The following is a 13,337-nucleotide window of genomic DNA, read 5'->3' on the forward strand; positions in this document are numbered from 1 at the left end:
GGTCTCCGGCACCTTCGGCGGGACTCCCCTTCGGAAGCACGGCGGCCATGAAATTTCCGTGGCGGGCTCCGGCGTTCATCTGATCATGACTCAAGGTCCGGCACCTCGCCCGCTGTCCGACGAAGCCCTCTCCGACCTGCTCGGCAAGCAGCAGTTTGGCACGCTCGCCACTGTCAAGCGCAACGGCCGCCCTCACCTGACCACCATGCTCTACAGCTGGGACGGTGGGGCCCGCGTGCTGCGGTTCTCGACGACCGCCGACCGCATCAAGGTCAAGCACCTGCGGCACGACCCGCATGCGGCGCTGCATGTGCAGGGTGGCGACGTGTGGTCGTTCGCAGTCGCCGAGGGCGAGGCGGAGGTCTCCGAGATCACGAAGGCCCCAGGTGACGCGGTCGGACGGGAACTGCTCGGGATGATCCCGGAAGCGGCGAAGCCGGAGGACGAAGACGCGTTCCTGGAGCAGTTGGTCACCGAACGCCGAGTGGTCGTCCGATTGAAGGTGGACAGGCTGTACGGAACGGCGCTGGACATCGACGGATAGCCGTGGCGGATCCGTGCCGGTCACCGCCACTCACTGTGGCCGGGACCGGCACGGCGACCGCATGACGGACGGCGAGCTTGTCCCGAAGCTGGTCGGGGTCGCCGACGACGCCGGCCTGGTACCGGCAGTTGCTCCGTTCCGAGGGGCGCAGCACTCAAGCAGGGGAGGCTCGGTGTCGCAGCCCGGGAACGTGAGCGAGCGGTGAGGGCCTGCGGGGTTACGCGACCGGCGGCGCGGTCTGCTGCACGACTTCGAACGACCACAGGGTGGACCCGCTCGCCGCGGGCTTGGGACGCTCGCCGCCCTTCGCCTCGCCGCCCTGGTGGGCCGCCTTCATGGGGCCTTCCATCCAGGCGGTGAAGGACTCCTCGTCACGCCACCGCGTGTAGACCAGGTAGTCGTCGGTGCCCTCCACGGGGCGGAGGAGCTCGAACCACTCGAAGCCGTCGGAGTTCTCGACGGCACCGGCGCGGGAGGCGAAGCGCTTCTCGAGGGTTTCCCGCTGCTCGGCCGGGACGGTCAGGACGTTGATCTTGACGATGCTCATGGAGCCATCTTGCCGCGATCCGTTCGGCGTCGGGCGCGCGGGGCTCCGGATGACGCGACGCGGCGGTGATCGGGCCGTCGCGACGCCATCCGTGCAAGGCTGCAGACCTTCGGCGCCCCTGCCTCTGTTTCCCTGCCCCTGCCAGTGCGCAACGGCAGGCAGAATCGCTTGGGTGAACGCGCACGACGCACCGCAGAAGACTCCCGACGGACATCACATCATCGTGGGCGGGCGGAAGTGGCGGGCCACCGATCCCTCCCTCCCGGAGGACATCGCTGCCCGGCTGCGACGCCACCTCATGTCGGCTCGCCGCGCGGTGCGCACAGCGACCACCGCCGGGGACGAGCAGGCCGAGCGGGCGGCACGCGCACGCGTGCACCAGGCGAAGACCGCGCTGGGGGAACGCGGCACGCCGTGGTGGGAACAGTCCACGGACCAGCGCCGTCAACGATGGGAGGACCACCTTGCGGAACTCGACGCGGACACACCGGATGGCACGGACGGCTGACCCGCGCCGCCCGTGGCTGCTGTTGCCCGCGGAACCGGCCTGATCAGTGCGATGTCAGTGCCCGCCTCTACGGTGTGAGCAGTGGGACCCGCCGAAGAGAGAGCGGGCTCGCACCTTGGGGAGGGGTCTGCCATGACCAGTGGGTCCGCGTCGACGACGTATCTGGAGCTGTCGCAGGAGGACGGCGCAGCACACAAGTTCTACGAAGTGGCCGTCGACGGCCCGGTGGTGACAGTGCGGTACGGACGCATCGGTGCCGCCGGTCAGACCCAGATGACGACGTTCCCCACCGAGGACAAGGCCCGGTCCGCGGCGGCGAAGAAGGTGGGGGAGAAGGTCCGCAAGGGCTACGCCCCGGCCGTCGCGGGGCAGCGCGCGCCGCGCGCCGTGACCCGGCGTCAGGTGGCTTCGGCCCCTTCCACCGCGCGCGCCGCGGCCCCCGTGCTGTGGCGTTTCCGCACCGGATCGTCGGCGTTCGGTATTCACGTCGACGACGACCGTTGCTGGGTCGGCAATCAGGCGGGCGACGTCTTCAACCTGGACCACGACGGCGGCGTCCTGGCTCGCTTCAGTCTTCCGGACGGTGTGAAGTGCCTGGTCGCAGACGACTTCTGGATCTACGCGGGGTGTGACGACGGCCGGGTCTACGACCTGTCCTCGAAGCTGCCGTTCGCGGCGTACGACGTCGCGGCGGACGTCGACATCTTCTGGCTGGACATCCACGAGGGCGTCCTGAACGTCTCGGACCGCGAGGGCCGGCTGACGGTCATCGACCATGAGGACGAGCACCAGTGGGCCCGCCGCAGCCAGGGCGAGCACGCCTGGATGGTCCGTGCCGACGACCGTGCGGTCTACCACGGCCACCAGCGCGGGGTGAGCGCCTACGCACCCGACGGAAGCGGCGAGCTGTGGCACACGCCGACCCGCGGCGGCGTCCTGTTCGGCTGGCAGGAACAGGACGCCGTGTACGCGGGGACCGCGCACCGCGTGGTTCAGCGACTGTCCAAGGCGACCGGCACGGTCGAGGCCACCTACGCCTGCGACAGCGCGGTCTATTCGTGCGCGACCTCGCCCGGTGGCCGGTTCGTCTTCGCCGGGGACGCGTCCTCCTCCGTCTACTGCTTCGACCGGGACGGCACCCGCCTGTGGAAGCTCGGCACGGGCGGCGGTTCGGCGCTGTCGATGCAGTACCACGACGAGCGGCTCTATCTCGTGACCACGGACGGCTCACTGGTGTGTGTGGACGCGGGCGAGACAGCCATCTCGGCCGCGCAGCAGGGCACGATCCCGGTGGCGCGGGACGTCAAGCTCGCCGAGGCCCTGCCCACCTACGAACCGGCGACGGCCGCGGCCGCGCTGGCGAGCGTGTCCCGCGCTCCCGCCGGAGCCATCGTCGTCGAGTGCGTCTCCACGGCTGGCCGACTGCGTGTCCACGTGGTGTCCGAGGGATACGAACCTTCCTGGAACGTCCAGTTCCCGCGCACGATACGAGAGCCCGGAGCCCGCTACGTCGTCGACGCCCTGCACGCGGCGGCCGGTGGCTTCTACCGGGTCCGCGGCGACATCCGCCGCCTGCTGTGACGGCAACCGCCGCACCGCAGACCACGTGCGTGCTCAGGCACTGCGGCCGATCGTCATCGACCAGCGCACCGATGACGGCCCGTGGACGGAGACGGTCCCCTTCTTCTCCGCTCCCGCGACGCGTACCTCGTTGTAGGTGGTGCTTGCCTTGCCGTCGGCGCACTTCAGCGCGAAGTCGACCTTCACCGGCCTCACGGAGAGCTTGATCTCGCCCTTGCCCTGGCATCGGACAGCCACGATCAGGGCGTCGCCCTTCCTGCCCTCGACGAACTCGAACGTGCCGGCACCGCGAGTCTCGCCCTGACGCCCTGCAAGCGTCTCGGTGTCGTCCAGCTCCGGCGGGGACTTCACCGTGTTCCGTTCAGGGGAGGGGGAAGTCGCAGGCGCTGTCGGCCTGGTTGCAGCGGGCTCGGGAGGGCTCGTGGGGTCCGACTGGCCGGACGTGCAGGCAACCCCGAGCGGCAGCAGGGCCGCCGACAGCAGGCTCAGCCCCACGGAAGTCCGCCGGGGCACTACTCGGCTTCCCGGACGTCGCAACCGACATGGACAGGCGCGAGGAGTATCGCGTTCATCTTGATTTCCCTTTGGTGCAGTTCGACTCACGGCGAAAGTGTCGCCGTTTCCCTGGGCCGCGACCAGAGTTGAGGTCGCGAGGAACAGCGGCGCCGGACGGCGGCGCGGGTGGAACGGAGGAGGTTCGCGATGAGCAGAGTAGTGCTGGACGTGTCGATGTCCCTGGACGGGTTCACGGCAGGACCGAACGTCGGTGAGAAGGAGCCCATGGGCGCCGGCGGCGAAGGACTGCACGAATGGATGTCCGGGGAGGGGCCGGACGGCGCGGTCGACGTCGCCGTCCGCGAGGCGGTGGACGCGAGGGTCGGGGCCGTCGTCATCGGGCGGCGCACTTTCGACCTCGGCCTGGGTCTGTGGGGCGGCACGCCGTGGCCCGGCGTCCCGAGCTTCGTGGTCACGCACCGGACCAGGGAGGACCTGGCCGGCGACAACGGCGGGACGTTCGCCTTCGACGGACTGGAGGCCGCGGCCCGGCGTGCCAAGGAGGCCGCGGGGGACAAGGACGTCCTGGTGCTGGGCGCGGACGTCGCCCGACAGCTGCTCGGAGCGGGCCTGATCGACGAGGTCAGCGTGCACCTCGTGCCCCTGCTGCTGGGGCAGGGCACACCGCTGTTCGCCGGGGAGCGGGCCGAGCTGATCCCGCAGGGAAAGCCTGTCACGGGGTCCGTGACACACCTGCGCTACCGAGTCGCGAATCCCTGACGTCCGCACTGCGCGGAAGGTACGACGGAGGCCGGACGGGATCAGGCTGCCCGGCCGGCGTCGTGTCGAGAGCGCGCTGGTGCGAGAACGCGGCGCCTCGCAGGACGCCCGCGCGGCATGCGCCCGGGACGGGCGGCGGCCGCCGACGGAGGGGGAGTGCCGTCGGCGGCCGCCGCGCGTGTCCGGGCAGTCGGTCAGCCGCTGCCCGTGGGGTCGAAGGGGATGTTCGACGGCTTGGCCCGCTGCAGCTCGGTGGTGAACCTGCCGTCCTTGAGCGGGAAGTTGGCGTCACCCCAGGTGGCGCTGTTCAGCTTCGACTGGAGGTTGACGCCGTTGTTGCCGCTCGGGAAGCTGTTCCAGCTCACGAGGCCCGGGGTGTCCCATCCGCCGTCCCCCCAGGCTTCCGGCCGCTCCCCGGCCTTGGCGAAGCGCATCGAGTGGGTGCTGCCGCCTTCCTTGTGGTAGACGGCCTTGGCGCGCTTGCCGTCCCTCTCGACGTCGTAGTACGGCTTGGTCGTGTACTGGCCGTGGGCGGACATGGACACGTAGTCGGGGAAGTCCACGCCCTGTTTCACCCAGACCACGACGGACTCCCAGTCGTGACGGTGCGACGTGGGGGTGCAGCCGGCGCAGCTCATGTCCTTCTCGAAGTACAGGGTGTAGACGATCCCGCACCAGCCGTTGTTGCACTTGACCCGCGAGTACGTGTTGGCCTTGCCGAGGTGGTTGCTGCGGCACTGGCCCGTGACGGGGCCGCTGTCGTCGAGACCGCCGTTGAGGTTGCCGTCACGGTCGATGGCGGCCGCGGGGAAGCAGCTGTTGGAGTCGTAGTCGAAGAGCGGCATGAACGTCTGCTGGAACGAAGTGGTGCTCACGGGCAACGGGGTCAGCACCCCGGCGGACGAGCTGCCTGTCAGGGCGACGGTCAGCGCGCCAGCGCTGACGGCGACGAGGGCGGCCTTGCCGAGGCGGGACTTCCTTGTGCTTTTCCGTGCCTGAGACGTGGGGAGTTCCTGGGACATGGGGGGTGCTCCAGAGTCGCTCGGTGTGACGGAGTCCGGTTGGCCCGACCGACGCTGGCAGCTCGGGGGTTGAAAGGCACTTCCTTTGATCGGGGCAATCAATTCCGCGGGCCACGGGCGGCTGTTCGGTGTGCTGTTCCGTCGCTGTCATCAACACCACATCTCCCGCGGACAGGGTTTACGCGGATCGGCGCGGAAACGTACGTTGACCGCCCTGAACAGCGTTCTCCTCCGCGTGGCGACCACGGACGGGGCACGCAAAAGCGGCAAGGCCGCGCACGGAAGCGGGTGGGACTGTGGGCCGTCCGGAAAGACCTGTCGACCCGGAGGCCGGCCCCGTCCAGCGCCTCGCCCATGACCTGCGGGAGCTGCGCAGGGCCGCCGGCTGCCCGGCGTACCGGACGATGGCAGAGGTGGCGGGGTTCTCCGCGACGACCCTGTCCGAGGCGGCGCGCGGCGAACGTCTGCCGTCGCTCGCCGTCACCCGGGGCTACGCGAGCGCGTGCGGTGCGGACCCCGCGGAGTGGGAGCGGCGGTGGACGGAGGCCGAAGCCGAAACCGGCGGCTCGGCGCGGCCCGGGACGGACGACGCGGCACCGCCGTACCGGGGCCTCGCGCGGTTCGAACAGGGCGACCGCGAGCTGTTCTTCGGCCGGGACCGGCTGGTCGATGAGCTGCGGGAGCTGGTGGGCGAGCACCGTTTCGCTGTGGTGTTCGGCCCGTCGGGCAGCGGCAAGTCGTCGTTGCTGCGCGCCGGGCTGATACCCCGCTTCCAGGAGGAGGCCGCCCGCCGCGGGTCGCCGGTGGCGCTGCGCGTGCTCACTCCGGGAACGCGGCCCGCGTCGACGTACGGGCATCTGCTGACCTCTGCCAGGGAGCAGGAGGAGAGCTGGGTGGTGGTGGACCAGTTCGAGGAGGTCTTCACCCTGTGCAGGGACCGCGGGGAGCGGGACCGCTTCATCGATCTGCTGCTGGCCGCCCGCGCCCCGGACAGCAGGTTGCGGGTGCTGATCGCGGTACGCGCGGACTTCTACGCCCGGTGCGCCGAACACCGGGCTCTGGCGGACGCCTTGCGCGGTGTCGGACTGCTGGTCGGGCCGATGAGCGCGGGCGAACTGCGGGAGGCGGTCGTCCGTCCGGCGCAGAAGGCGGGCCTGCTGGTCGAACGGGAACTCGCCGCCCGGCTCGTCGAGGAGGTCCTCGACGAGCCCGGAGCGCTGCCGATGCTTTCGCACGCCCTGCTGGAGACCTGGCGGCGGCGCCGAGGCAGGCTGCTGACCGTGGCCGCGTACGAGGCGGCCGGCGGTGTGCGCGGTGCGATCGCGGCGAGCGCCGAGGAGGTGTACGGACAGCTGTCCGCGGCCCAGGCGCGCACCGCACGGCAGGTGCTGCTGCGGCTCGTCGAGCCGGGGCAGGGCACGGCCGACACCCGACGCCCGCTCAGCCGGGCGGAACTGGACCAGTGGGCGTACACAGAGGCGTCGGCGGTGGTGGAACGACTGGCTGCCGCCCGGCTGCTGACGGTCGACGAAGGCACCGTCCAGCTCGCCCACGAGGCTCTGATCACCTGCTGGCCCAGGCTGCACGGCTGGATCGAGGCCGACCGCGAGCGACTGAGGGACCACCGGCGCCTGGCCGAGGCCGCCCGCGCCTGGCTGGAGCACGACCGCGACCCGGGCGCGCTCTACCGGGGCACCCGGCTGGCCCGTGCGGAGGAGATGTTCAAGGGGGACGGCCGCCACGACGACCTGACCACCACGGAACAGGAGTTCCTGCGGGTCGCGCTCGACGCCCGGGAGACGGAACGCCGTACCGCGGCCCGTACGGTCCGAAGGTCACGGCTCCTCGCCACCGCGCTCTCCGGGGTCCTCGCGGTCGCTCTGGTCGTCGGCCTGGCCGCCTGGCGCGAGCACGAGGACAACGAACGTCAGCGCACCGACACCGCGGCCCGCCGGGTCGCCGCGGTCGCCGACGCCCTGCGCACCACGGAACCGCGTACCGCCCAACTGCTCGGCGTGGCCGCCTGGCGGGTCTCCCCGCTGCCCGAGGCCCGCCGGGCGCTGCTCGGCTCCCTCGCCCAGCCCGAACTGGACATCTTCACCGATCCCGTGCCCGGCGAGAGGCCCGCACGCTTCCTCGTCGACTCGGGCCGCACGCTGCTCAGCGCCGACGACGGCAGGTGGCGGACGTGGGACGTGACCGAGCACCGTCGCACCGCCTCCGGGAGGCTGCCGGAGGGTGACGTGGTCGCGGCCGGGCCGGACGGGCGGGTACTCGCCATCGAGGTGAAGGGCGGTATCCGGCTGTGGGACAGGTCCAACGGACAGTGGACCGGCGCACAGCGTCCTCTCCCCGCAGGCTCCGACATCGGGTTCGGTCCGGGCGGCCGCAGCTACCTGGCGCGCGGCAACGACGACGACCAGGTGCGGCTGCGCTCCGTCCCGGACGGCAGAGTGCTCTTCGAGACCGGGGCACCGGGCCGGACGCAGGTGGCCCAGAGCGCCGACGGCCGGCTGGTTGCTGTCTGCTCCTCCGGGCAACCGCCCCGGGTCTGGCACACAGGACACGGAAACGCGGTGCGCGGTGCGTGGGCGCGGACGCGCGGCGGCTGTCACGACGACCGGTCCGGCCCCGTGTTCGGCGGCACGAGGCTCGCCGCCGTCTCGGAGAGCGGAGTCCGCGTCTGGGACACGGTCACGGGCGACGAGGTCGCCGTACTGGAGGACCCGGACGCGCGGCACGTCGCCTTCAGTGAGGACACGGACTTCCTCGCGACCGCCGACCGTCACGAGATAAGGGTCTGGCGGCTGTCGTCCCCCGCCGCCCCGGTGTTCCGGCACCCCCTGAACAACCAGCACCTGTACGGCAGCCTCGCCTGGGACCCCGGCCGCCCGATCCTGCGCTACCTCGAAGGCGGTACGGTCCACTCCCTGGACCTCGCCGGTGCCGTCACCCCGGCATGGCGCGACCGGCCCGCGGACGGCGTGCTGCTCAGCCCCGACGGCCGCACCCTCGCCGTCGCCCAGCGTTTCGGCACCACCTACCGCTTCCAGTTGCGCGACACCTACTACGAACTCCCGAGGCTCCCCCTGCCGGTCCCGCCCCTGCCCGTCTCCCGCGACCGGGCGCGGCCGGTCGCCGCGGGGGACACCCTCCCGGTGATGGCCTTCAGTCCCGACGGCGACTCGTTCGCCTACGGTGTCTCGGCGCGCGACGGACAGGCGGGTCCCCAGCAGGTCACCGTCTGGGACGTGGCGCGCAACCGGGCGAGGACCACGCTGGACCTGGCCGACGTGCCGTCCGCGTCCCCCGTCGCGGCCCTCGCCCTGGGACCGTCCGGCCGCACCTTGTACGCCACCCGCACACCGGAGCCCGGCGACCTGAGCAACGAGGTGTGGGACACGGCGAGTCGGCGCCGGACGGAGGCGCTCACCGGCCTGGCCGGCGGCCACCTGGCCGTCCGTCCCGACGGCCGCCTCCTCGTCGGCGACAACCGCACCGCCCGCCTGTCCGCCGGGCGATCCACCGGCACCCCGGTCGGACGTGACCTCGTCCAGGGCGACCAGGTCGGCGCCCTGGCCTTCAGCCCCGACGGCTCACACCTGGCGGTCGGCGACCGGACCGGACGCGTGGCCCTGTGGGACGGAGCACTGCGTCATCGGGCCGGTGTGCTGCGCAATGTCTTCCCGGCCCCCATCGGCGACACCCCGGAGACCGTCAGCGCCCTCGCTCTCAGCCCCGACGGCCGTACCCTCGCCGTCGGCGGCGACGCGGGCACGCTGCAGCTCTGGGACACCGCCACCCAGCAGCCACTCGGCGGCCCCCTGACATCGCCCGGCGAAACGATCAAGACCCTCGCCTTCAGTCCCGACAGCGGCACCCTCTACGCGGGCAGCGCCCATGTCCCGCTCCAGCGGTACGTCATCGACCCCGCCCGGCTTGTCACCCAGGTCTGCGCCCGCTCCGGCGCGGACCTCACCCGCACCCAGTGGCACACGTACATCACCGAGGTGCCGTACCGCCGACTCTGCGACCCGCGGGAGAGCCGCCGGTCTGCCGCATCCTTGGTGCTTGAGAAGATCGCCGTCTTCGCCGTGAGCGGTCTCGGCGGTTCCTGCCCCGGTGTTCCCGCAACGGGTCGCACGGGAGGCGGGTGCCCGGCTGGAGGTACAGGTGCAGAGTTCTGACATGTCCCGAGGCGCGCGGCTGGCCGCCCATGGTGCCGTTTCCACCTCGCTGGCGCTGTGCGCTGATCGCCGGTTGCAGGAGCGCGTGGACGCTGCCACGCCGATCGGTTCCGGCATCGGGGGGACGTCCCTGCTGATGGAGGTCGACGGAAGGCCGGTCTTCGTCAAGCAGTTACGTCTGACGGATCTGGAGCGACGACCGGAGAACATCCACTCCACGGCGAATCTGTTCGAACTACCGCTCTTCTGCCAGTACGGCATCGGCACGGTCGGCGGACCGGGTTCCGGAGCGTGGCGGGAGCTGGCCGTGCACACCATGACGACGAACTGGGTGATTGCGGGCGACCACGAGGGGTTTCCCCTGATGTACCACTGGCGGGTGTTACCGGACTCCGGGCGGCCGCTTCCCGAGGAACTGGCCGATGTGGAACGAGCCGTCGCCTACTGGGGAGGCGGAACGGAGGTACGTCGCCGGATCGAGGCTCTCGAACAGTCCTCGGCGAGCCTCATGCTGTTCCTGGAGTACATCCCGCGGAACCTGCACGAATGGCTGGGCGTTGAGGTAGGGGCCGGTGACGAAGCCGCCGAGCGGGCCTGCGCCATGGTGGACAGCGAGCTGCGAGCCGGCGTCTCGTTCATGAACGCGCGCGGGCTGCTGCATTTCGACGCCCACTTCGAGAACATCCTCACCGACGGCCGACGGCTCTTCTTCGCCGACTACGGTCTCGCGATCTCCTCGCGCTTCGACCTCACGCGGACCGAGGCCGACTTCTTCGACGGGCACCGCACCTACGACCGGTGCTACACAGTCACGCATCTGGTGAACTGGCTGGCCGTCGCCCTGTACGGGTACGAACCGGAAGAACGCAGGGCGTTCGTGCGCGCCTGCGCCGAAGGGGCGTACCCGGGGGACATTCCGGCGTCGGTCGCGGCCGCTCTGGTCCGGTACGCGCCGGTCGCCGCGGTGATGGGCGACTTCTATCGCCGGTTCCGGCAGGAGAGCCGGGAGGTGCCCTATCCGCTGGAGGAGATCCGCCGGATCAGGCGACCGGACGGCCCCGCCGACGCGGCGACGTAGGCCGAAGGCCGTCAAGCGGGCAGAGCGATGGGCCCCGTCTTCGCTGCGGACGTGCTGCGGCTGGGACACACGTAAGCCCGGCTGGCGGGAAGCCAGCCGGGCCCAGGTCTCGGGTGCTGCCGCCGCGTCACGCGACGGGCGGTCAGTGGTGGCCGTGGGCAGAGCTCGAGGCACCGCCGAACAGACGGGCCACGGCCCGGAACGGCAGGGTCACGACGGTGGCGACAGCCCCGCCGATGGAACGAAGAACGTCCGCGATTGCCTTCAACATGATGGGCCTCCGTCCTCCTCCGGCAGGATGCGCCGGATCTGGTGTGCCGCTGCACGGCTGATCACTCGGCGGGTGCCCGGTGATCGCTCGGGGAAACCGGCCGCCTTGGGGGACCGGTGTCGCCGCGCCCCGCCGGCCGGGTCGTGAACCGCTCGTGCGCCGACTCTCCCCGTACGCCGAAGGCCGCCGCGCTGCGGAGCCGGCGAACCGACCGCGGATCTCAGAGTGCGCGCAGGCCCCGGTCGGTGAAGGCGATCAGCCATTCGTAGCTCTCGTCGATGTCGGCGCTCCACTGGAAACCGCCTGCCGCCTGCAGGGTGGCGAAGCCGTGGTAGAGGCTGCGGAGCATGCGCAGGGCGTGATCCGTGTCGGACTCCTTGATCTCGTAGCCGCGCAGAACGGCCATGAACGCTTCGAGGAGCCGTTGACCTGCGGCGGCCAGTGGGTCGTCGGGGCCGCGAGGCTCCATGCCGATCGTCGTGGCGTACCGGCCGGGATGCTTGAGCACGAAGGCGCGGAAGGCCCGCGCCGCGGCCGCCAGGGCGTCGCGGCCGGCGTATCCCTGGATCGCGCCGCCCACGGCGTCGGCGGCCTCGCTCAGGGCCAGGGCCGCGATGCGCCGACTGAGGTCCTCCTGGCCGCCCACATGCTTGTACAGGGACGGGGTGCGCACGCCCACCCGCTCGGCCAGCAGGCCCATCGTCCAGTTGGAGGGGCCCACCTCGTCGGCCAGGGCGGCACCGGCCGCGACCACGGCGACCGGATCCAGGCCGGCCCTAGGCACGGGCGGCGTCCGACCGGAGGAAGCCGAGCGTGAGCGAGACCACCTGGTCGGGGAACTGGTCGTGCGGGTAGTGCCCGGCGCCCTCGATCATCTCGAGGTGACCGAGGCCGGTCGGCAGGGCATCGACGATCGCCGAACCCTCGGCGTGCGGGTCGGCCCAGTCGGGGTCAAGGGTGCCCATCACCACCAGGACCGGGCAGCGGACACCCCCGAGCCGAGCGCCCGCGTCGGTCGGAGCGCTGCGGCCCATGCCCCGGAGCGCCTTCATCCGGCCAGGCTCGCGCAGCAGGGAGTCGATACGGTCCAGCCGCTGTGCCCAGTCGGCAGGCTTCGTGCCGGGGTAGGCCACGTCGAGGTACGAGCGCCAGAGCGGCACGCTGGCGAACACGGCTGTACCGAGCAGCCGCAGCATGCCCTGTCTGAAGCGCTTCACCCGCAGGTCGCCGAGGCGGACCGACTGCTTGCGGGTGAACGGTGCCAACTCGACGACTGCGGTGACGAGGGAGGGTTCCTGCGAGGCCGCAATGGTGGTGGCGCCGCCGGAGACCGAGTGACCGACGAGTACGGCCGGACCGCCCAGGTGGCGAATCACGGCGAGCAGGTCGCCGGCGATGGCGGTGCGGCTCCAGGCGGGCCAGTCGACGCTGGACTCGCCGCAGCCGCGCAGATCGACCGCGGCGACCCGGTAGCCGGCCGCCACCAGCGGAGGGATCACGGAACGGTAGGCGGCGCGGCTGTCGCCCATGCCGTGCGCGAGAACGATCAGCGGGCCGGCCCCGGCCACTTCGTAAGCGATCGTGCCGCCGTCGACGGCGAGGTACTCGGTCATGACATCTCCCAAGCTCGGCTAACCCTATTAGCTAAAAGCTAACGCCGTTACCCAGGTGAGTCAACGGTGAGGTCGGCGCTCTCGCGCACGGCCTGGGCGGCTGCCACGGTGGCGAGCGGCGGCGGAAGCGCTGCGGAGGGGAAGAGGCCCAGGTGAAACGGGCGTGGCTCGAACGGAACGCGTGCCCGTGGCGTCCAACAGTGTATGAAGGCATCGCGTCAATCAGCTGTACTGCTTCTGAGCGCTGGACTGTTGCTCACAGGTTGCTCGTCCGCGTCCGACAACCAGGGCGAGGAGGCCGGGTCCGCCCCCACCCTGCCCGCCCGCACCGTCGTGAAGGACAAGTGGCAGGAGGGGCCGGCCAAGCCCAGAGAGCACAAGCCGTATCCGTACGACATCTACACGCACTGCGGAATCAAGTGGGTGATGTTCGGCGGTCGTTGGTGGGTTCTTGACTCCGTCTTCCCCGGTGTCGAGCAGGTCAAGGGGGAGCCACCCGCTCCGCACAGTCAGCGGATTGCCGGCTACATGACGCTGATCGGCCCGGACGCGGCCAACTTCGACGCCGCCGGAATGCCCACGTTGCAATTCGTACCGTCCAAGGACGAACCGCCGGGATGCGCCTGAGCGGCGGGGCGAGTCTTGCCGGGTCGTCCACGGCGAGGTGGCGGGATGGCGAGACGGAGAGACCGCCCGCCGTGCGGGTGTGCG

At 71.2% G+C, this 13,337-nt stretch carries 13 protein-coding genes; 7 read left to right on the forward strand and 6 right to left on the reverse strand.

Annotated features, from left to right (window positions below; translation table 11 throughout):
* Positions 1-85 precede the first annotated feature (85 nt).
* On the forward strand, positions 86-544 hold the full coding sequence (locus KUF83_RS21750; protein ID WP_217456415.1) for a PPOX class F420-dependent oxidoreductase: 459 nt from the start codon (positions 86-88) through the stop codon (positions 542-544).
* A gap of 217 nt (positions 545-761) precedes the next feature.
* Here KUF83_RS21750 and KUF83_RS21755 read toward each other — a convergent pair whose 3' ends face one another.
* Positions 762-1,091 carry an antibiotic biosynthesis monooxygenase gene (locus tag KUF83_RS21755; protein ID WP_217456416.1) on the reverse strand — a complete coding sequence of 110 codons (330 nt, stop codon included), beginning with the start codon at positions 1,089-1,091 and terminating at the stop codon, positions 762-764.
* 172 nt (positions 1,092-1,263) lie between these two features.
* On the opposite strand from KUF83_RS21755, the gene KUF83_RS21760 reads away from it, so the two are divergent.
* Positions 1,264-1,599, forward strand: a complete 336-nt coding sequence (locus KUF83_RS21760) for a hypothetical protein (protein WP_217456417.1) — start codon at positions 1,264-1,266, stop codon at positions 1,597-1,599.
* A gap of 132 nt (positions 1,600-1,731) precedes the next feature.
* Positions 1,732-3,180, forward strand: a complete 1,449-nt coding sequence (locus KUF83_RS21765) for a WGR domain-containing protein (RefSeq protein ID WP_217456418.1) — start codon at positions 1,732-1,734, stop codon at positions 3,178-3,180.
* A 33-nt stretch (positions 3,181-3,213) separates the two neighbouring features.
* Here the strand turns inward: KUF83_RS21765 and KUF83_RS21770 are convergent, their stop codons facing one another.
* The gene (locus tag KUF83_RS21770; RefSeq protein WP_217456419.1) at positions 3,214-3,531 is read right to left on the reverse strand and encodes a hypothetical protein; all 318 of its coding nucleotides are present in this window, start codon (positions 3,529-3,531) and stop codon (positions 3,214-3,216) included.
* Positions 3,532-3,882: 351 nt separating this feature from the next.
* Between KUF83_RS21770 and KUF83_RS21775 the strand changes: the two genes are divergently transcribed.
* The gene (locus KUF83_RS21775) at positions 3,883-4,455 is read left to right on the forward strand and encodes a dihydrofolate reductase family protein (protein WP_217456420.1); all 573 of its coding nucleotides are present in this window, start codon (positions 3,883-3,885) and stop codon (positions 4,453-4,455) included.
* A gap of 194 nt (positions 4,456-4,649) precedes the next feature.
* Here the strand turns inward: KUF83_RS21775 and KUF83_RS21780 are convergent, their stop codons facing one another.
* The gene (locus tag KUF83_RS21780) at positions 4,650-5,477 is read right to left on the reverse strand and encodes an NPP1 family protein (protein ID WP_217456421.1); all 828 of its coding nucleotides are present in this window, start codon (positions 5,475-5,477) and stop codon (positions 4,650-4,652) included.
* 296 nt (positions 5,478-5,773) lie between these two features.
* On the opposite strand from KUF83_RS21780, the gene KUF83_RS21785 reads away from it, so the two are divergent.
* Both KUF83_RS21785 and KUF83_RS21790 read left to right on the forward strand, forming a co-directional pair.
* Positions 5,774-9,664 carry a hypothetical protein gene (locus KUF83_RS21785; RefSeq protein ID WP_308403085.1) on the forward strand — a complete coding sequence of 1,297 codons (3,891 nt, stop codon included), beginning with the start codon at positions 5,774-5,776 and terminating at the stop codon, positions 9,662-9,664.
* Between the two features lies 1 nt (position 9,665).
* Positions 9,666-10,742 (forward strand): protein kinase family protein, encoded by a 1,077-nt coding sequence (locus KUF83_RS21790; protein WP_217456422.1) that lies wholly within the window; start codon positions 9,666-9,668, stop codon positions 10,740-10,742.
* 142 nt (positions 10,743-10,884) lie between these two features.
* On the opposite strand, the gene KUF83_RS42055 is transcribed toward KUF83_RS21790, so the two are convergent.
* From KUF83_RS42055 to KUF83_RS21800, 3 genes are all read right to left on the reverse strand, one after another.
* Positions 10,885-11,013 (reverse strand): LPFR motif small protein, encoded by a 129-nt coding sequence (locus tag KUF83_RS42055; protein ID WP_254644124.1) that lies wholly within the window; start codon positions 11,011-11,013, stop codon positions 10,885-10,887.
* A gap of 220 nt (positions 11,014-11,233) precedes the next feature.
* Positions 11,234-11,767 (reverse strand): TetR/AcrR family transcriptional regulator, encoded by a 534-nt coding sequence (locus tag KUF83_RS21795; RefSeq protein ID WP_217456498.1) that lies wholly within the window; start codon positions 11,765-11,767, stop codon positions 11,234-11,236.
* Positions 11,768-11,789: 22 nt separating this feature from the next.
* Complete coding sequence (locus KUF83_RS21800; RefSeq protein WP_217456423.1) at positions 11,790-12,626, reverse strand: alpha/beta fold hydrolase; 837 nt, start codon at positions 12,624-12,626, stop codon at positions 11,790-11,792.
* Positions 12,627-12,878: 252 nt separating this feature from the next.
* On the opposite strand from KUF83_RS21800, the gene KUF83_RS21805 reads away from it, so the two are divergent.
* Positions 12,879-13,253, forward strand: a complete 375-nt coding sequence (locus tag KUF83_RS21805; RefSeq protein ID WP_254644125.1) for a hypothetical protein — start codon at positions 12,879-12,881, stop codon at positions 13,251-13,253.
* Positions 13,254-13,337 lie beyond the last annotated feature (84 nt).

This window comes from Streptomyces sp. BV286 (assembly GCF_019090165.1).
Taxonomy (GTDB): Bacteria; Actinomycetota; Actinomycetes; order Streptomycetales; family Streptomycetaceae; genus Streptomyces.